The organism is Thermococcus gammatolerans EJ3, from assembly GCF_000022365.1.
Classification (GTDB): Archaea; Methanobacteriota_B; Thermococci; order Thermococcales; family Thermococcaceae; genus Thermococcus; species Thermococcus gammatolerans.
Genome location: NC_012804.1, coordinates 537,144 through 555,166, shown reverse-complemented (window position 1 = coordinate 555,166; position 18,023 = coordinate 537,144). Strand labels below are relative to the sequence as shown.

General features: G+C 54.4%; 15 protein-coding genes. 5 read left to right on the top strand and 10 right to left on the bottom strand.

What is annotated here, in order from left to right; genetic code table 11:
- Positions 1-140: 140 nt before the first annotated feature.
- Positions 141-3,341: an isoleucine--tRNA ligase gene (gene ileS / locus TGAM_RS03000; RefSeq protein ID WP_015858208.1), complete on the bottom strand. Its 3,201-nt coding sequence runs from the start codon at positions 3,339-3,341 to the stop codon at positions 141-143.
- 164 nt (positions 3,342-3,505) lie between these two features.
- Between ileS and yjjX the strand changes: the two genes are divergently transcribed.
- Positions 3,506-4,048, top strand: coding sequence for an inosine/xanthosine triphosphatase (gene yjjX / locus TGAM_RS02995; RefSeq protein ID WP_048811064.1), 543 nt, complete (start codon positions 3,506-3,508; stop codon positions 4,046-4,048).
- A gap of 99 nt (positions 4,049-4,147) precedes the next feature.
- Here yjjX and TGAM_RS02990 read toward each other — a convergent pair whose 3' ends face one another.
- The 4 genes from TGAM_RS02990 to speE are packed head-to-tail and all read right to left on the bottom strand — an operon-like array spanning position 4,148 to position 7,269.
- Positions 4,148-4,780, bottom strand: a complete 633-nt coding sequence (locus tag TGAM_RS02990; RefSeq protein ID WP_015858206.1) for a hypothetical protein — start codon at positions 4,778-4,780, stop codon at positions 4,148-4,150.
- Positions 4,777-5,496 (bottom strand): creatininase family protein, encoded by a 720-nt coding sequence (locus TGAM_RS02985; protein ID WP_048811063.1) that lies wholly within the window; start codon positions 5,494-5,496, stop codon positions 4,777-4,779. Before TGAM_RS02985 ends, TGAM_RS02990 begins: the two co-directional genes overlap by 4 nt.
- Before the next feature lie 31 nt (positions 5,497-5,527).
- Positions 5,528-6,403 (bottom strand): lysylphosphatidylglycerol synthase transmembrane domain-containing protein, encoded by an 876-nt coding sequence (locus tag TGAM_RS02980; protein ID WP_015858204.1) that lies wholly within the window; start codon positions 6,401-6,403, stop codon positions 5,528-5,530.
- A complete protein-coding gene (gene speE, locus TGAM_RS02975; RefSeq protein WP_048811062.1) occupies positions 6,400-7,269 on the bottom strand; it encodes a polyamine aminopropyltransferase in 870 nt (289 codons plus the stop codon). The genes TGAM_RS02980 and speE overlap by 4 nt, the downstream gene beginning before the upstream one ends.
- A gap of 88 nt (positions 7,270-7,357) precedes the next feature.
- Between speE and TGAM_RS02970 the strand changes: the two genes are divergently transcribed.
- On the top strand, positions 7,358-7,855 hold the full coding sequence (locus TGAM_RS02970; RefSeq protein ID WP_048811392.1) for a hypothetical protein: 498 nt from the start codon (positions 7,358-7,360) through the stop codon (positions 7,853-7,855).
- Here TGAM_RS02970 and TGAM_RS02965 read toward each other — a convergent pair.
- Genes TGAM_RS02965 through TGAM_RS02955 form a run of 3 tightly spaced genes read right to left on the bottom strand, consistent with a single transcriptional unit; the run spans position 7,852 to position 11,215 of the window.
- The gene (locus TGAM_RS02965) at positions 7,852-8,325 is read right to left on the bottom strand and encodes a pyruvoyl-dependent arginine decarboxylase (RefSeq protein ID WP_048811061.1); all 474 of its coding nucleotides are present in this window, start codon (positions 8,323-8,325) and stop codon (positions 7,852-7,854) included. The two genes, TGAM_RS02970 and TGAM_RS02965, sit on opposite strands and share 4 nt — an antisense overlap.
- Positions 8,326-8,374: 49 nt before the next feature.
- Positions 8,375-9,517, bottom strand: coding sequence for a cation:proton antiporter (locus tag TGAM_RS02960; protein ID WP_015858200.1), 1,143 nt, complete (start codon positions 9,515-9,517; stop codon positions 8,375-8,377).
- Positions 9,518-9,565: 48 nt separating this feature from the next.
- Positions 9,566-11,215 (bottom strand): DUF2226 domain-containing protein, encoded by a 1,650-nt coding sequence (locus TGAM_RS02955; RefSeq protein WP_015858199.1) that lies wholly within the window; start codon positions 11,213-11,215, stop codon positions 9,566-9,568.
- 128 nt (positions 11,216-11,343) lie between these two features.
- On the opposite strand from TGAM_RS02955, the gene TGAM_RS02950 reads away from it, so the two are divergent.
- The gene (locus TGAM_RS02950; protein WP_015858198.1) at positions 11,344-12,810 is read left to right on the top strand and encodes a DHH family phosphoesterase; all 1,467 of its coding nucleotides are present in this window, start codon (positions 11,344-11,346) and stop codon (positions 12,808-12,810) included.
- A 288-nt stretch (positions 12,811-13,098) separates the two neighbouring features.
- Positions 13,099-14,316, top strand: coding sequence for a methionine adenosyltransferase (locus TGAM_RS02945; protein ID WP_015858197.1), 1,218 nt, complete (start codon positions 13,099-13,101; stop codon positions 14,314-14,316).
- Here TGAM_RS02945 and TGAM_RS02940 read toward each other — a convergent pair.
- Positions 14,290-16,914, bottom strand: coding sequence for an ATP-dependent helicase (locus TGAM_RS02940; protein WP_015858196.1), 2,625 nt, complete (start codon positions 16,912-16,914; stop codon positions 14,290-14,292). The genes TGAM_RS02945 and TGAM_RS02940 overlap by 27 nt on opposite strands.
- 90 nt (positions 16,915-17,004) lie before the next feature.
- On the opposite strand from TGAM_RS02940, the gene TGAM_RS02935 reads away from it, so the two are divergent.
- Positions 17,005-17,310 carry a hypothetical protein gene (locus TGAM_RS02935; protein WP_015858195.1) on the top strand — a complete coding sequence of 102 codons (306 nt, stop codon included), beginning with the start codon at positions 17,005-17,007 and terminating at the stop codon, positions 17,308-17,310.
- 11 nt (positions 17,311-17,321) lie between these two features.
- Here the strand turns inward: TGAM_RS02935 and TGAM_RS02930 are convergent, their stop codons facing one another.
- Positions 17,322-18,005, bottom strand: a complete 684-nt coding sequence (locus tag TGAM_RS02930) for a metallophosphoesterase (RefSeq protein ID WP_015858194.1) — start codon at positions 18,003-18,005, stop codon at positions 17,322-17,324.
- Positions 18,006-18,023: the final 18 nt, after the last annotated feature.

The window sequence follows — 18,023 nt, the reverse complement described above, 5'->3', positions numbered from 1 at the left end:
TTGGAATATCCTCCAAAGCCATTATCCCTTGGAGACGTTCCATTGATGAATTAATTATATCATACTACTCTGTATGGTGTCGTTGAAGTCCGATTCGACTATAAATATTTGTGGTAAATAAAAGGAGAAAGCAGTTGATCTCACTCCACCTTCTCAATCCCTATCTTCGCCTGAACCTCGGGCCACTCGACGACGTAGCCCTTGGCCTTGCCGAAGATTATCTCGGTCGCCCTGGTCTCCTTCTTTATGTAGTCGAGGTTCTCGCTGAGCAGTTCGCGGTTCTCGTCGGTGGTCTCTATGGTGACAACGATTCTGTCGTTCACGTCCAAATCAAGGCGCTTGCGCATCTCCTGTATCCTCCTGACGAACTCCCTGGCGAGTCCCTCGGCGAGGAGCTCCCTCGTGAGGGTCTTGTCCACGAAGACCCTTCCACCCTCAAAGTCCTCGGCGACAAAGAAGTCCGGCAGTTTCTCCTCGATTGTCAGATGCTCCCTCGTGAGGTGGAAGGTCTTTCCTTCGAGTTTAACGTCCATCTCGCCGGCCTCGTAGAGTTCCCTTCCGTGCTCGTTTATCCAGGCTATCACGAGCTTGGCGTCGCCCTTGAACTCCGGCCCGACCTTGGCGAAGTTGGGCTTGATGACGAGCTCGCGCTCGACCTTTCCGACGACGACCTCCTTGGCGTTGAGCTGGTCGCGCAGGATTCTGTTGAGCCTCTCAACGGCCTTCTTGACGGTCTCATCTTCGGTCTCCACTATTATCCTCCTGACCGGGTAGCGGAGCTTTATCTTGGCCCTCTGCCTCGCTGAAGAGCCGGCCTCGACTATCTTCCTTACTGCCTCCATCTCGCGCTCAAGCTCCTCGTCTATGGCTTTCTCGTCAGGCTTTGGCCAGTCGAGCATGTGGACGCTCTCGACTCCGAGGAAAGGCCTGAGCATGTTCTGGTATATCTCCTCGGCTATGTAGGGCGTGAACGGGGCCATCAATCTGAGGAGGACGTCGAAGACCTTCCAGACGGTGTAGTAGGCCGCTAACTTGTCTGGGTCATCTCCCTCGACCCACATGCGCTTCCTGATTAGTCTGATGTACCACCTGCTCAGGTCCTCGACGACGAAGGTGTAGATGGCTCTCGTTGCTTTCGTCAGCCTGAAGGTCTCTATACCCTCTTCGACGTCCTTTATGAGCCCGTTGACCCTGCTGAGTATCCACCTGTCCTCCTCGCGGAACGGAAACTCCTCGGGCTTGAGCTTGGTCGGGTCGAAGTTGTCGAGGCTCATGTAGGTTGCGCTGAGCACGTAGACGTTCCAGAGTATGTTGAGCATTCTCTTAACCTGAGCCAGGCCCTTCCAGCTGAAGCGGAGGTTCTCCCAGGGGTTGGTGGCCCAGAGCATGTAGAAGCGGAACGGGTCCCTTCCCTCCTTCTGGACGACCTCCTCGGGCCTTATGATGTTGCCGAGGCTCTTGCTCATCTTGTCTCCCTTCTCGTCGAGGACGTAGCCGTGCATGGCAACGGCTCTGTAAGGCACGGTGTCGAAGGCTATGACGCTCGCGGCCTGCTGGGAGTAGAACCACTTGGTGACCTGGTCTTCGCCCTCGACTATGAAGTCGGCCGGCCAGAGCTTCTCAAAGAGCTCCTTGTTGCGTGGGTAGTCGAGCGACGCCCAGCTCGCTATTCCGCTGTCGAACCAGACGTCAACGACGTCCTTGACGCGTTTCATTTCCTTGCCGTTGACCTTTATGATGAAGGCATCGACGTAGGGCCTGTGCAAATCTTCTGGGCCAAGCTTCTCCTCTATGACCCTGAGCTTCTCGTTGTAATCCTCTGGGAGTTCAATGCGCTCGCCGTCCACCTCTATCGCGACGGCAAGCTCGACCAGCTCCTTGAAAGAGCCAACGACGTATATCTCGCCGTCCTCGGCCTGCCATATCGGGAGCGGTATTCCCCAGTACCTCTGCCTGCTTATGACCCAGTCGCCCGAGTTCATGACGCCGTTGTCGTATCTTACTTTGACCCACTCGGGATACCACGTAACCTTCTCGTCGTTCTCCTTGATTATCTTGTCCTTCACCTTGCTGACCTTGAGGAACCACTGGTCAGTGGCGCGGAAGATAAGCGGGGTCTTACAGCGCCAGCAGTGCGGGTACTTGTGCTCTATCGTTCCCGCCTTCACGAGGTAGCCCTTCTCCTTGAGGTGCTCGATTATCTCCGGGTCTGCGTCCTTGACGTAGACGCCCTTCCACCTGCCCTCTGTGTACCTACCCTGGTCGTCGACCGGGCTGTAAACAGGCAGACCGTACTTCTGCCCGACCTCGAAGTCCTCCTCACCGTGTCCAGGAGCGGTGTGAACAAGTCCGGTACCGTCCTCAAGCGTCACGTGCTCGCCGAGGATTACGCGGTGAGCCCACTCGTACTTCTCGCGGAACTCCATCTGCCTCGGATACTCGTCCATGAGAACGTGGACGTAGCGGAGCCCTTCAAGCTCCTCTCCTTTGAACTCCTCGACTACCTCTCCCTTGGCCCCGACCTCAGCAAGAACGCGCTCGACGAGGGCCTTCGCGATTATCCAGTACTCCTCGCCGTCCTCGGTCTCGACCTTTACTTTGGCGTAGTCGTACTCGGGGTGAACAGTAACGGCCAGGTTGGCAGGGAGCGTCCAGGGCGTGGTAGTCCAGATGAGGAGGTACTCGTTCTCCCTGCCCTCAACCGGGAACTTGACGTAGATGCTCGGGTCCTTCCTGACCTTGTACTCGCCGCGGACCTCGTGCTCGGCCAGAGCTGTTTCACAGCGCGGGCACCAGTGGAGGACGCGCTTGTCCTTCTCGAGGAGGCCCTTCTCCCAGGCCTTCTTGAGCGTGAACCAGCCCGATTCGATGTACTCGTTCTTTATGGTCATGTAGGGGTTGTCCCAGTCCATCCAGATGCCGAGCATCTTGAACTGCTCGGTCATTATCTTCAGGTTGTTGAGGGCGAACTCCTTGCACTTCTTGATGAAGTTGTCGACGCCTATCTCGGTCTCTATGTCCTTCTTGGTTTTGAGCCCGAGGGCCTGCTCGACCTTGACCTCTATCGGCAGGCCGTGCATGTCGAAGCCCGGCTGTCTGCGAACGTTGTAGCCCTGCATGGTCCTGAAGCGGATTATCATGTCCTTGATTATCTTGTTCCAGGCCGTTCCGAGGTGTATCGCACCGCTCACGTACGGCGGTCCGTCGAGGAAGTAGTACTTCGGGCCGTTCGCCCTGCTGGCCTTGACCTTCTTGTAGGTGTTGTTCTCCTTCCAAAAGGCCTCTATCTTCTCCTCCAGCTTGCCCGGGTTGTATTCCCTAAACTCTGGCTCCTTAATCATCCCAGAACCCTCCAGAAGTGATAGCTAAGACTAACCCAGAACAGGGGGCTTTAAGCCTCGAAACGGGCGAAGCGAAGGATAAAACACTCCCCCCTCATGGGTATCGGGCCAAAGTTGGGGATTTTATTTATAAGGTTTTTGGAGGCTCTGAAATGGGGGGTATCATGAGGATTGCAGTTGGCTCAACTAATCCCACGAAGGTTAAAGCCGTTGAGAACGTGATGCGGAGGATTTATGGCGACGTTGAGGTGGTCGGCGTTGAAGTGGACAGCGGCGTTTCAGACCAGCCGATTGGAATCGAGGAGATAGCAAGGGGTGCTATAAACAGGGCTAAGCAAGCATTGGAGAAGACAGGAGCAGATCTCGGCGTCGGAATAGAGGCGGGAATCTACCCCTTCCCGGGAACGTTGACCGGCTATCTCGACGTTCAGGTCTGCGCAATTGTTAGTCCCGATGGGGTGATAACCATAGGTCACGGGCCGGGCTTTGAGTATCCGCCGGTTGTAATCGAGAGAATCCTTAAGGAGGGCGTTGAAGCTGGCATAGCGATGGGCGAGCTCGTTAACGACCCCGAACTCAAGAGAAAGGTCGGCGCGATAGGCGTTCTGAGCAAAGGATTACTCACGAGGACGGAACTCAACGAGATCGCAGTCTTAATGGCGATGATACCGAGGCTGAACCGGGAACTGTTCTTTGAGAGAAAATAACAAGTGGGGCTGTGCCCTCCCCGACCGCCCCCCGCTCACCCTTCACGGGGGTGTGAGAGGGGAGGGCGGTTGAGGATAGGAAACCGAAACTTAAATCCTTTAACCCTCGACCAGCACGCTTAAAAGCCTGCGGAGGGGCTTGTTGTCCAGCCTTTCAAGGGTCTCCCGGATTTCATCTCCCCCAACCTTCTCCCTGGAAACGTAGAGGTAGAGAGCGTAGGCACAGAGCTTTGGATTTCCCTCATGGAGAACGTCCATTGCCCTGGCCAAGAGCGGATCTTCGAGGAGTTTATCGGCTAGGGCACGAACCGCTTCCTCATCGTCCCCTTCTAGGGCCTTCTTGAGGGGGAGGTAGAACTCCTTGAGGAGACGCCTCGCCGCCCTAGCCCTCTCATCGATATCAAAAACTTCCCCTTCCTCCTTCCTCCGGGAGAGATAGTAGGCAACGAGCAGAATCACGACGCCCAGAGCTAGTACAGCGTAAACCGCCAGGGAAACCCCGGTGGGAGCACTGTTAAGGGCTCCTCCGTACCGGGAGCGAAGGAAGTAGATTATGAGGAAACCTCCGATGAACCACGCGACGCTCATCCACAGGTACACGGAGAACGAGGATTGAAGTTTTGGGATGGGTCTGTTGTCTGAAGGAGGAACGCTCTCGGCTATCTCGATGACTGCTTGGAGTCGCTTTATCCTCTTATCGAGCTCGTCCAGAACTTCCCTCGGAACGCTCATCCCTCCTCACCAAGGATTATGCGGGCTATACTCTCCGACACGATCTGGAGTATTCTCTCACCCTTCTCGGCGGTCGCGGAGGAGGGATCGTCGTTGAGGCCGTCGGGGAATACCTCCTTCCCTATGTCCTTCTTTATCACCCTGATTTTTCTCTTGACTCTCCTCCCCCTAGCTTCACGCATGTTAACGAGTTCAGGCCGTATCGCCAGCATAACCGATGTCTCGTCCTCTCCAGCGTGCCCCTGGCCGGAGCAGACTGAGAGAATATCCTCCCTGAAGTCGAGCCACCAGTTGATTAAGTAAACCTCAACGTCGGGGTAAAGCTCGGCCACGTCTTCGGCGGCCTCGGTGAGGGGATAGACGTTCCCACCGTGCCCATTGAGCAGGACTATTTTCTTAAAGCCCTCCGCCGCAAGTTCAGCGAGAACATCACCAACGTACATCCTCAGGGATTCGGGACGGACGTTGATCGTGCCGGGATAGGCGTTGAGGGCAAAGCTGTGCCCGTACCAGATTGGGGGCATTACCAGGACTTCCTTTCCCCTCTCCCTCACCTTTTGCTCGACCAGCTCGGCTATTTTTAGCGGGGCGAAGACATCCGTTCCGAGGGGCAGGTGCCGACCATGAGCCTCAACGCTGCCCACGGGCAGTATAACAGCAACGACCTTATCCTTGATTCTATCAAATTCGGGCCAGCTCAGCTCCTCGATCCTCACGATTATCACCGGAGGAATTTGGCGAAAGTGCCTATAAGGGTTTTCCGTTCTCCCTTAAAACCCTGTAAAAGGGAATCGCCCCGAGGATGGCAAAGATGTACTGGGTGAAAAACTTGTACACGAACGCCATTGTGGCGGCCGCGGAAACGTCGCCGATGGCGAGTATAACGCCGAGCTCGTTTCCCCCGATCCCGCCGGGCGTTCCAACGATGCCCCCGATCACCGTTGAGTAGGCAACGGCCACGAGGCCCTTCTCAATCGGAACTCTGATCCCAAAGGCACCGCCGGTGACAACTAGGGCAAGGGCCAGAAAACTTGCCTGAAGAAATGCTACAGCGATGGCTCTGGCAAAGGCCCCCCCGTTTGTTTTGGCGGTCTTCCAGCCGAGGTAAAAGTTTCTTATCCACTCTCCCTTTCCCAGCAGTCTGAACGGAAGCGCCACGAGGGGATAAAGCGAGTCCTCGTGAACTATGCCCCATAACACCAAGAGGAGGAGCGGAAGAACGATGAGATCACCTGAGATTATGGCCACTATGCCTCCTGGAAGTATCTCAAGGGCAGTAACCAGGGCAACGATCCCAATGGACTGCCACCAGTTCGGAAGGGCGTATTTGGCCTTCACGATTCCCCCGATTGCAGAGTTGAGGGTCATTGATAGATAGCTCCCGACGAGGTTGAGCTCAACTAATCTCCAGAAGGGGACCCTCCTGATTGAAGACAGCAGGAAGTACCATATCGCGGTATAAGCCAGGAAGGCCAGGACTCCGAACAGAAAAACGGCGGGAAAGTAGGAGGGATCCACCTTCGACCACTCAATGGAGCTTAGCTCTTCCCTTATCCTGTAGGCAAGAAATAGGCCGAGAAGAATCGTGAGGAAAAGAGAAAAGTGCTTTCTTTCCAGCTTCACTTCCTTTCCTCCAGGAGTTGCCTTACGTAGCGGGGCATCTGGAAGAGTGTTTCGTGCCTCTCAGGGTCGTAGTAGTAGAGATCGAGCTTCTTGGCCCTCTCAAGGTCAACCTTCGTGAAATCGATGTCCCCCTTAACTCCGACGAGGAAGCTCCAGGGTGAGGCGTAGCCGATAACCGGGAAGCTGAAGTAGTAGACTCTGTCAAAGACCTTCTTCATAGCCCGGTAGGCGTCGATGAGCTCGTTGGTAAACAGGTAAACGCTGCCTGCTTGGGTGATGTAGAGACCCCTCTCGTTGAGCTTTTCATATGCCGAGCGGTAGAATTCCTCGGAAAAGAGGAGTTTCGCAGGACCAACGGGATCGGTGGAGTCCACTATTATGACGTCGAAGCGCTCATCGGTCTCTCTGAGGTACTTCACGCCGTCCCCAATTATCAGCTCAGCCCTTTTCTCCTCCCCCTTTATGAGACGCTCAAGGAGGTCCTTTGCGACGTCGAGGTAGAGGTAAGATGCCTCAACGACTCCCTCGTCGATCTCCACCATAGTGGCCTTCTCAACCGTCTCATGCCTGAGGACTTCCCTCAGAGTCCCGCCGTCCCCACCGCCGATTACGAGGATCCTTCTGGGGTTCGGATGTGCCAGCATGACCGGATGAACGAGTGCCTCATGGTAGCTCTCCTCTCCCACCTCAACGAGCTGAACGGTGTCATCAAGAACCAGCAGCTTTCCGAATCCTTCCGTCTCGTAGATTTCAAGCCTCTGATAGTCCGTTTGAATTGCAAAGAGCCTCCTCTTGACCTTAAAAGCCACTCCATAGCCCCTTGGGTACCATTCGATGAAAGCACCCTCCATCTCGTTGAATCCCATGCTCACCACCACGTTTAGCTTGGCCTCGAGGTTTTAAACCTATCTGGGCGGAACAAAATTTATAAAACACAACCCTCAAATCTGAGTGATGAATGAAATCAAAGTCAGGAAAGAGCTCTTTCAGAGGATCAAATCCCTCGTCGGGGAGATAGAAGAGGGGATGAGGTACGGGATTCCTCATCTCGTCGGTGAGCTCGTTCTAGAAAGCGAGGATGACCCAAACCTTGAACTTACCGTAACGGTCTTTTCTGAATCGTCCCACTGGATTCTCCTGAGGGATGGAAAATCCATACTCTTCATGATGCCGGTTGAGAACTCAAATCCCCGAACGACGTTTCTGGAGTTGTGGACGTTCCTCAAGGGCAGGAGTGAGGGCAAGAGGCTGGAGCCGGGCGTGACAATTAAGGGGGTCCTCAAAAACGTCCTGCAGAGGAGGGGCTACAACGTTGTATGGATGAACGTAATGGGTGGGGAGAACAGCGGCTACGTTGAGGTTCTGGCCTCAAAGGGGGAAACAAGGTACAGGATGACCTTTGAAAAAAGAAAGGCAGACGAGTTCACCCTCATAGATATGGAGAGGATCTAGTAGGGGAACATGACAACAGCGGCAACGACTGCGGCGGGCTTTTCTTTGACCGTTATCTCGGCCGAGACCGCCTTGAACTCCTTGAGCTTCCAGCCGCGAACAGCGAAGCCTTCCTCGACCATCTTCCTGACCATTTCCTCTGCCTCTTCCTTTGTGCAGTAGCCGGAATACTCGTAGATAAGACCGCCCTCATTCCCCTCGCTTATACCGACACCAAGGGCGGCGCTTATCGTCATCCCCGGTTCGTCGCTCTCGATGTGGGCGTATACCGTTGGAAGGAGCATTCCTATTGGGACGTCGTGAACCTTTTCGATCCACTCGATGTGGGCGGGTATAACGCTGCTGAGCTTGACGAGATTAACGTTTCCTATTCCCAGCTTCAGGAGGGCGTTATCAAAAGCGTTGAGCTTCGTTCCCCCCTCTGCGGCAGCTGCACCCATGAAAGCTCTCTTGGGAGTCATCCAGCTCATCTTCACCACCCATCTCACTTTACAGCTACCCGTTCCCTCATCGCGGGACTTATAAACCTTTCCCACTCGAACGGCGGAGGAAGGAAAGACCCCTGCCGATCGTCGCCGCGAGGAAGATGCCTCCAATGGACGTCAAAGCCGATATGGAGTAGAGCTCACCTGTTAATACGCCGTAGGAGTTCCCGAGGTCCGAAACAAGCAGCCCGAGGATGCCGAAGCTCACGAGCCCGGTAGCCTTTGCGATCGAGCTGAGGAGCCTTCCGTCCCACGTTAGGACAACCGTCAGCAGGAAGCGGACGAGATAAATCGCAAGGAAGAAATAAGCCGTCGCAAGGGTGACCTCCGCCCTGAAGTTCATCCCGCGCCAGGCAAAGAAGATGGGGGCGAAGATACCGTAGGTAACGCCGCTCAATATGGTCTCAAGCCTCTCGTACTGTCTAGTCCCAACGAGATCGCTGTGAAGGAGCAGACCGGCGAGGAAGGCGCCGATTGTGAAGTGCATTCCAACCTCCTCGCTTATGAAGCCCAGCGTCGCAGCGAGGATCATGAAGGCCCCGAAGACGGCCTCGTCGCTCCTGAGGCGCCTGAGCTGTGTTATCAGCCAGATCTTGTGCTGGATTCCAATCTTATAGTTGACGTAAAGAACCCCCCCTATAAAGAGAACCTGCTTCACGATAGTTATCGCAAGATCGGATGGATCGTGCGCTTCCTCGAAGCTGGCGAGTACATAGACGAGAACGAGTATGACGACCTCGCTTATTATTGCGTACGAAAGGGCCACATGGAGGTATTCCTCCCCGAAGAAACGCTTTATCCGAACGACGATCGGAGCGCTGGCAACGGCCAGTATCGAAGCCGCAAGGATGTTTCCAGTTGAGATGGAGTAATTAGTAAACGGCAGGGTGACGAAGAACATCACGGCGAGGGTCACGAGATAAACCGGGAGAGCCTCCCTGCCACCCATGCGGAGCTCATCAGGTGTTATTTCAAGGCCCGCGAGGATCATAAGGAAGAATATCCCAAACTCGGCCAGAAGGTTCATCTCTCCCGCCGGAACGTCTCTGAGAAAGTAACCCAGGAGCAAACCTGCCGTTATCTCACCGACTATTCCGGGATAACCTATCCTCTCGAAGAGCTCCGCCAGAAACCTGCCGAGGGCTATGATGATGAGCACGTAGCCGATGACCTGCATTACCAGCACCCGGATTGAGAAATTAGGAAAACTTAAAAAATTTTAAGATCACCTAACGATAACGTTGAACTTGTTGAGACTGATCTTGATGCCGTACTCTTTCTGTATATCCCTGATCACGCGGAGTATGGTTTCCCTGACGTCCTGCTTGATCCTGCCCTCATCAACGCCCGAAAAGGATCCGAAAAGACCGCCTATCTCCTCCTTCATGAACGATGCTTCAATGTCCACGTAAACCGTCGTCCCCTTGGCGTCCCAGTTGAGCTTGAGCCACTTAAAAGTAACCCTCGGAATGAGCTTGAGCTCGGTGTGGAGCCGGTTCTTGAGCTCCTCCATTGCCGGCTCTATCCTGCTCCTCAGCAGAGCCTTTTCGCTTTCACGCTTCTTTTCTTCCGTCAAAAAGGCTAGTTCCTCAACACCCGCCTGCTGGAGTAGCTTCTCGACCTCCTTCTCCAGCTCCGCCTTCTTCTGGAGGATCTCCGCAGCTTTACCCGTTGTTGGCACCTTTGCAGATGGTTTCACAGTCTCGGCCTTCTTTATGAATTCCACCTCAACGTTGTGAACCGTCATGTACCTCTTCAGCGTCCTACCGAGTTCCTTCGTGTGCTTTGTGATGATGTCCCTTATTATCTTCCTTGCCTGATCCTCTGAGAGGGAAGTCTCAACTGCGAGCTTCGCGTTCACTTCGAATTCCTTCCTGCCAGGAACGTCAAAAGTGGCCGCCTTAACAGCTATTCCTTGGCGTTCTATCTCGTTAACGACAGTTCTCATCATTGCGCTGAAGTAAGGCCAGACGTCCTCAAGAACGGCAAGGGTAAGCCTGCCCTCCCGGTCAACTTTCCCGATCTTCTTCTTGTCCCTTTCAACGATCTCCTGTGGGGCCACCTCCTTGCCGTCGAGGATGACCTTTATCTCCTTGAGAATGGGCTTTATATCCGCCATTCTGAGTATAACGGGGGCGTATTTGCTTATGGCGTGGAGCATTCTCTTTTCGGCTACCTCCCTCATCTGTCCTTCACTGTGGCCGTATATGTGGACATTGAGGTAGACGACGCCCTCGGTGAGCTCACCGGAGTAGACGACCTTGTTTATCTGGAGCGTTCTTATCCGCTTGGCCTCTGAGATCAAGTGCTTCGTGTACTCCTTCAGGGCCTCCTCGAGGACGTCCCCGCCGGGGATCTCGATAACGATCTCGATCTCGCCGGGCTTTGGCTTGGGCTTTTCCCGAGCCTTCACAGGCTTTTCAGCGGGCTTTTCAACTGGTTTTTCAGCAGGTTTTGGCACGGGCTTGGGCTTTTCGACCCTTGCTGGGGCCCTTCCCCCAAAGAGTTCCTCTATCGTTATCTTGGGAGTTTTGGAGTATACGTCAAGGTTCTCGGCTATCGAGATCTTGACACCGATCTCATCGAGGGAATAGACGTCGACGACCATCGGGTTGCCCATCAGCTTCCGGAAGAGGTTTATAGCCTCTTCACCGATTACCTGAGCCCCTGATTCCAAGTCCTGCCCCTCGGCGGCCAGAACCTTGGTTCTGTCGAAGAGTATTGTAAGGTAGTACTTGGAGTTGTCCTTCTTGCCAAAGATCTTCAGGAACGCTCCCCCAGACTGGGAAGCTACGCTCTTGACCTCTTGAGCTAAATCCGAGGGAGATATTACAACGACGTTTTCTTTCAGGGGCCTTGTGTCCGGCAGCTTCATAATCTCACCATCTGATTGTTTATGGGCGACAGCTATATATATCCCCAACCAAGATAATACGGGCGGTGCATCCCTCCCAATCTATGGGAACGTATCTATTTAAACGTTGTTGCTCATAGGTGATGATCATGCGCATCCTGATCCTCGGTGGGGGGAGCATAGGCAGGCAGATCGCGGAAGCACTCAAGGGAGAGTTTGAAATAACAATAGTGGAAAAGGACGAGCTCCGCGCGAAATCCCTCGAGGAGAGCGGTTTCAACGTTGTTCAGGGGGATTTTTCGTACACAGCGACCCTTCTGAAGGCCGGCGTTGACAGGGCCAACGTCGTCGTGATAACCACCAGAAACCTCGAGGCGGTAAAGAAGGCCATCTACGTTATAAGAACCAACAACAAGGAGGTTCCCATAGTCGCCCTTCTGCCAGATGACATGCCCAAGGAAACGATGGAGGACATAATCCTGGAGGAATTCGAGAAGGAGGTCAAGATAGACTACGGCATCTACCCCCAGAAGGCCATAACAGAGGCCTTCCTCAGAACGCTCTTCCAGCTCGGCGAGAAGAAGAACGCCCTCATGCTCCTAAAGAAGCTCAAGGAAATAAAGGAAAAAACGGACTCCCTGCTGATACTCACCCACAACAACCCGGATCCAGATGCAATCTCTTCAGCTGTTGCGCTGTCCCTGATAGCCCAGAACGTCGGTCTGAAAACAACGATAGCCTACGGAGGGGAGATCACCCACCATGAAAATCAGGCCTTCGTGAACTTACTCGGAATAAACCTGAGGCGTGTTTCTAGAGGGTCTTACGAGATACGAAAGCACAGTGCGATAGCAATAGTTGACACCCAGCCGAACGGAAACCTGACGATTCTCGAGCCAGAGGACCGGGAAAAGGTGCAGATCCTCATAGACCATCATCAGATCTTCCAGCACCTCCACGAACTTCTGCCAAGCGACGCCTTTGTGGACATCAGGGAGGACGTTAAGGCCTCGGCATCCATACTCACCGAGTACATAAAGGCACTCAACATACCCCTCTCCGAGACCCTCGCTACTGCACTCTTCTATGGCATCTACACGGACACAAAGAAGTTCTCCCAGCTCAGCCAGGTCGACCTAAAGGCCATCGAGTTCCTGGCCGGAAAGGTTAACCACGAGCTCCTGGAGAGGATAGAGCACCCGGACATCTCAACCGAAACTGCGGAGATACTGGCGAGGGCAATACTCAACAGGAAGTCCTACAAGAACGTCGTCATCTCGAACGTCGGCTTTATAAGGAACAGGGATGCGCTGGCCGAATCGGCGGACTTCCTCCTCAGGCTCGAGGGCATAAGCACGGTTCTTGTCTTCGGAATAGTGGACGACTACATAGAGATGTCAGCCCGGACAAGGGACGTGAGGGTGAACATAGGGGCCGTCATGAAGGAAGCCTTTGGGGAGATAGGTAGCGGGGGCGGCCACGCGACGATGGGGGGCGCGAGGATTCCCCTGGGCCTCTTCAAGCTTGCAAAGGACAAGAATTCCCTTCTGAGGCTGGCGGAGGAGGCGATAACCGAGAAGTTCCTGGAGGCGCTCAAGATAAAGGAGCAGGGTTGATGTGGGCTTGGCTGATCCCCCGCCATCATTGAAGGCAACGCCACCCTCCGGCGGTCCGGAGGCCAAGCCCTGTCCGCCCGGCATCGTCCACGGGACATCATCGAAGGCCCAGCCCACTCCGTCCGGCGGGCCAACCGGGCGGGACCGTCAAAGAAAATTCTTCGGAGAAAATTTTAAGGTTTTCGCGGTTATAACTGCCGGGAATACCATTCCAGGTTCTTCATGCCGAAAATTATATAAAAGTTCCCTCAGACCGGGGTCTGCTAAAAGAAAAAGGTGGTGACGCTCATGGTCGAGAAAGTCAGGAACATAGTCGTTGAGGAACTCGTTAGAACTCCGGTTGAAATGCAGGAGGTTGAACTCGTCGAGAGAAAGGGAATAGGCCACCCTGACAGCATAGCCGACGGCATCGCCGAGGCGGTAAGCAGGGCTTTGAGCAGGGAGTATCTCAAGCGCTATGGTATAATTCTCCACCACAACACGGATCAGGTAGAGGTTGTTGGAGGAAGAGCCTACCCGCAGTTCGGGGGCGGTGAGGTCATAAAGCCAATTTACATCCTTCTCTCTGGAAGAGCTGTGGAGCTCGTCGATAGAGAGGAGTTTCCGGTTCACCAAGTCGCGATAAAGGCCGCGAAGGACTACCTCAAGAAAGCAGTTAGACACCTCGACATCGAGAACCACGTGGTAATTGATTCCCGCATCGGACAGGGAAGCGTTGATCTGGTTGGAGTTTTCAACAAGGCCAAGGAGAACCCGATTCCGCTCGCGAACGACACTTCCTTCGGTGTCGGCTACGCCCCGCTCAGCGAGACCGAGAGGATAGTCCTCGAGACTGAAAAGCTCCTTAACAGCGAGGAGTTCAAAAAGAAGTGCCCAGCGGTTGGAGAGGACATCAAGGTCATGGGCCTCAGGAAGGGCGACGAGATCGATCTGACCATTGCCGCTGCAATAGTTGACAGCGAGGTCTCAAACCCGGACGACTATATGGCCGTGAAAGAGGAGATCTACGAGGCGGCAAAGGGAGTAGTTGAGGAGCACACCCAGAGGCCGACCAAGATATTCGTGAACACCGCCGACGATCCGAAGAACGGAATTTACTACATCACCGTTACCGGAACCAGCGCCGAGGCGGGCGATGACGGTTCCGTAGGCAGAGGAAACCGCGTCAACGGGCTCATAACCCCAAACAGGCACATGAGCATGGAGGCAGCAGCCGGAAAGAACCCCGTTTCCCACGTCGGAAAGATCTACAACCTCCTTTCGATGCTCATAGCCAACGACATCGCCGAGCAGGTCGAAGGCGTGCAGGAGGTCTACGTCAGGATACTCAGCCAGATAGGCAAGCCCATCGATGAACCCCTCGTGGCGAGCATACAGATAATCCCGAAGAAGGGCTACTCCATAGACGTCCTCCAGAAGCCTGCATACGAGATAGCAGACGCCTGGCTCGCAGACGTAACAAAGATTCAGAAGATGATCCTAGACGACAAGCTCAACGTCTTCTGATGTCGTTTCCTTTATCATTGCCATTATTTTTCTGTGAAGCTGTTTGATCAGCTCCCTCCTGTCCTCCATAAGAACCACGTCGCTCGAGCCTATCGCTTCGAGATTAAAGGCGAAGGGACTTGGGACGCTGTGGATCTGGAAGACCACCCTTATTTTCCCCTCGCGAACCCAGCTCAGGAACAGTTCAGCGCTTTCCACGTCCATCTTGTCCTCCATAATCTCCCGGTAGACCTCCTTCAGGAGCGGGAAGTCCGGGTAGTTCTCCTTGAGCACCTTGAGGAGCGAGACCGCCATGACCTGTTGCCTGCCGAGCCTCTTACTCCTTCCGACGTAGCGCCTGAGGATTAGCAATCCCCTGTTTGCCACGTGCCTGAAGCGCCTCTTCAGTAGCTCGGTGTTGTCGAGGGCCCTCTTCAGCGTCTCCCTCAGGTCCTCAACCTTGAAAAGCTCCATCACTTCCTCCTCGCTCAGCTCAACCTCTGGCGGAAGGAGTAAAGCAAAGCCGTTGTCGTTTATCGCTATTCCAACGTTGCAGTTCTTTCTCTTGCTCACGAGGTAGGCGAAGGCCCTGCTTAAAGCGTCGTTCGCGCGCCTCCCTATGAGCGTGTGGAAGAAGTAGCGGTTTCTCTTTTCCCCTGGAACGAACTCAACAAGAACCGTCTCGTCGTCCGGAATTATTGAATATCTCGCCTGCTCGCGGAAGTAGGCGATTATGGCGCGCGAGGCCTTTTCGTCTATTCCGTACTTCCTCATCAGCCTTCTAACCGCGTCCTTCCTCTTAAGAAGGCCCTTAACCTCCCTCCTGAAGCGCTGGATGTCGAGTGCTAAATCGAAGCTGAGAGGGAGCATCTCCGAGAACCACGCCGGAATAGTCGGCTTGGCACCCTCACGCGGGATGACGTAGAGCTTGTTGCCCCTGCTCTTGACGAACTCGTAGGTTCTTCCAGCTAAGACGAAGACATCGCCGGGCATCAGCCTCTCGGCGAACTCCTCCTCAACTGTCCCGATTAGCTTTTTGTCCATCGTGTAAACGCGGATTTTGGCCTCATCTGGAATCGTGCCGACGTTCATGTAGTAAATCGCCCGCGTCATCTTTCCTCGCCGTCCAAAGCGCCCGTCCTCCAGCCATATCTTGGCGTAGACTTTCCGCTCCTCCAAACCGGCGTATTCTCCAGCCAAATACCTCAAAACGCTCATGAAGTCCTCGAAAGACAAATCCTTGAAGGGATAAGCTCGTTTGACGACGCGATAAGCCTCATCAACCTCCCAGACCCTGTTTAGGGCCATCCCGAGGAGGTGCTGGGCTAATACGTCGAGTGGGTTCTTCGGAATCCTAACGCGGTCGAGTCTTCTGTTCCTCGCGTTGTGCGCCAAAACGGTAACCTCGACCAAGTCGTCCCTGTCGAGGGCCAAAATAACCCCCTTGCTGACCTCGTGAAGCCTGTGGCCTGCTCGCCCAATTCTCTGCAGGGCACGGTTCACGCTCTTCGGCGAGCCGATTAGAACCACCAAATCAATCGTTCCGATGTCTATTCCGAGCTCCAGAGATGTACTCGTCACAACAGCTTTTAGCTCGCCTCTCTTCAGCTTCTCCTCAACGTCCAGCCTAACCTCGCGCGACAAACTCGAATGGTGCGCCTCAATGAGCCCCTCGAACTCGGGGTAGCGCTTCTTGAGGTTGAAAGCGACCCTCTCGGCACCGCTCCTCGTGTTGGTGAAAATTAGGGTCGTCCTGTGCTCCCTGATCAGCTCGGCCAGCCTCCTGTATAGGGCCTCGCTCAGCTCCCCGGCTGGAGTGTAGATTAAGTCCTCGACGACGCTCTCGACCCTAATCTCGGTCTGCTTGGCGAAGCTGACGTCAACAATAAGACCAGGTCTCGGCTTTCCATCGTCATCGAAGCCGAAGACGAACTTCGCTATCTCCTCAAGCGGGTGTATCGTCGCACTCAGGCCGATTCTCACGAACTTCTCTTCGGCCATCTCTTGAAGTCTCTCAACGCTCAAAGCCAAGTGGGAACCGCGCTTGTTCTCAGCCAGAGCGTGAACCTCGTCTATGATGAGATATTTAACCGTCTTCAGCCTCTCCCGGAACTTGGGAGCGTTTAGAGCTATCGCGAGGCTCTCGGGAGTAGTTATGAGGATGTGGGGCGGTTTCTTCACCATCTTGCTCTTCTCGTAGCTCGAGGTGTCGCTCGTCCTTATGCCGACGCGGATTTCTGGCAGGTCGTAGCCGAGCTCCTTTGCCACTTCCTTGATTTCAGCCAAAGGTCCCTCCAAGTTGCGCTTTATGTCGTTGTTTAGCGCTCGCAACGGGGAAACGTAGAGGACGTAGATCTTATCCTCAAGCTTTCCCTCCTTTCCGAGGAGGATGAGCTCGTTTATGGCCGAGAGGAAAGCGGAAAGCGTTTTTCCGGAACCCGTCGGTGATGAAATTAACACGTTCTCCCCCTTATGAATCTCCATAACCGCGTAGCGCTGGGGGGGCGTGAAACTTCCAAACTTCCGCCTAAACCACTCCCTAACCGGCTCACTGAGGATCGAGAATATCTCCTCATCGGAATATTCCCTTCTCGCCCACTGGATCCTATCCTCCCCCATCACCCTCCCGTTGGACTTTCGGTTTTTAAACCATTCGGTTAGCCTAACAAACTTTTTAAGTGGGTTTAGCGAACTGAATCCGGTGGGAGAATGGAAGCTGAGGAAAAGCTCAGGAAGGTTATTGAGGAGTTCAACCGCCTTCACGGGAGCGAGGCCAGGGCGAGGGTTCTAAAGCTTGAGGGAGATGAAGTTATCATGGAGTTCGAAGGCTCCTTCTGCGCCACCTGCGGGCTCTATGATTACTTCGACGATATCAAGTGGGAGGCGATGGATTTGGGCCTTGAGCTTGAGCCTGTTGAGGTTCTGGAAGCTGAAGAGGACGATTTTGAGCACGGGCGCTACGTTGTCAGGTACAGGATCGGGAGAAAGAAACCAAAGCTCGAGATCGGGCAGTAGCGGACGAAGTACTACAAAAGGGCCCTGAGCGTTTCCTTCAGCCTTCCGAGCTCACCAAAATCAAGGAGCTCGTTCTCCACGGGGACGATGACCCTCATCGACTCCGTCTTGAACTTTCTCAGGAAGGGAGAAACGATCTCCCGGGTTACGTCGTTTCCGTAGGCCCAGGGACTGAAGGCAGGGAGGACTATCAGCTCCTCCCCCTGCAGGAAGATGGGAACCTTAACGCTCGCCCCGACCTCGTCCCTAAGCCTTATCGCCGGGTGCTCGTGTCCGATGATAAAGCGCTCTCCTTCCTCCAGCCTGTGCCCGTGAACAACCGTCCATCCGGCGAGCTCAAGGGAGTCAACGATCTCGACTCCCAGCTCTCTGAGCCAAGCCACACCCACGTCGTGGTTGCCCCTGACTAGCACCATCTCATTGACGAGTCCACTGATTCCCTCAAAAAACGCCTTGAGTTCCCTCCTTTCTCGCCTGACCGGAACGAACGAGTGCTTTAAATCACCGTTTATCACGAGTCTCTTGAACTTTCCAGCCAGCAGTATGGACCTTAAATCTCCCACCATTTTCCCGAGAAGGCTGGGAACGTAGTTTCCCTCCTCAGCCATGGCAACCTCAAAGCCAATGTGGAGATCCGCCACTACAAGGGTTCTACCGATTCTCAATGCCTTCTCGGGGAGGAGTTCAACGCGCATGAAAAAAGGTGGAAGGAG

Excerpts from the sequence above, each read along its gene's own strand:
- ileS (WP_015858208.1), bottom strand. The coding sequence starts at position 3,341 with ATGATTAAGGAGCCAGAGTTTAGGGAATACAACCCGGGCAAGCTGGAG.
- yjjX (WP_048811064.1), top strand. The coding sequence starts at position 3,506 with ATGAGGATTGCAGTTGGCTCAACTAATCCCACGAAGGTTAAAGCCGTT.
- TGAM_RS02990 (WP_015858206.1), bottom strand. The coding sequence starts at position 4,780 with ATGAGCGTTCCGAGGGAAGTTCTGGACGAGCTCGATAAGAGGATAAAG.
- speE (WP_048811062.1), bottom strand. The coding sequence starts at position 7,269 with ATGGGATTCAACGAGATGGAGGGTGCTTTCATCGAATGGTACCCAAGG.
- TGAM_RS02970 (WP_048811392.1), top strand. The coding sequence starts at position 7,358 with ATGAATGAAATCAAAGTCAGGAAAGAGCTCTTTCAGAGGATCAAATCC.
- TGAM_RS02965 (WP_048811061.1), bottom strand. The coding sequence starts at position 8,325 with ATGAGCTGGATGACTCCCAAGAGAGCTTTCATGGGTGCAGCTGCCGCA.
- TGAM_RS02960 (WP_015858200.1), bottom strand. The coding sequence starts at position 9,517 with ATGCAGGTCATCGGCTACGTGCTCATCATCATAGCCCTCGGCAGGTTT.
- TGAM_RS02955 (WP_015858199.1), bottom strand. The coding sequence starts at position 11,215 with ATGAAGCTGCCGGACACAAGGCCCCTGAAAGAAAACGTCGTTGTAATA.
- TGAM_RS02950 (WP_015858198.1), top strand. The coding sequence starts at position 11,344 with ATGCGCATCCTGATCCTCGGTGGGGGGAGCATAGGCAGGCAGATCGCG.
- TGAM_RS02945 (WP_015858197.1), top strand. The coding sequence starts at position 13,099 with ATGGTCGAGAAAGTCAGGAACATAGTCGTTGAGGAACTCGTTAGAACT.
- TGAM_RS02940 (WP_015858196.1), bottom strand. The coding sequence starts at position 16,914 with ATGGGGGAGGATAGGATCCAGTGGGCGAGAAGGGAATATTCCGATGAG.
- TGAM_RS02935 (WP_015858195.1), top strand. The coding sequence starts at position 17,005 with ATGGAAGCTGAGGAAAAGCTCAGGAAGGTTATTGAGGAGTTCAACCGC.
- TGAM_RS02930 (WP_015858194.1), bottom strand. The coding sequence starts at position 18,005 with ATGCGCGTTGAACTCCTCCCCGAGAAGGCATTGAGAATCGGTAGAACC.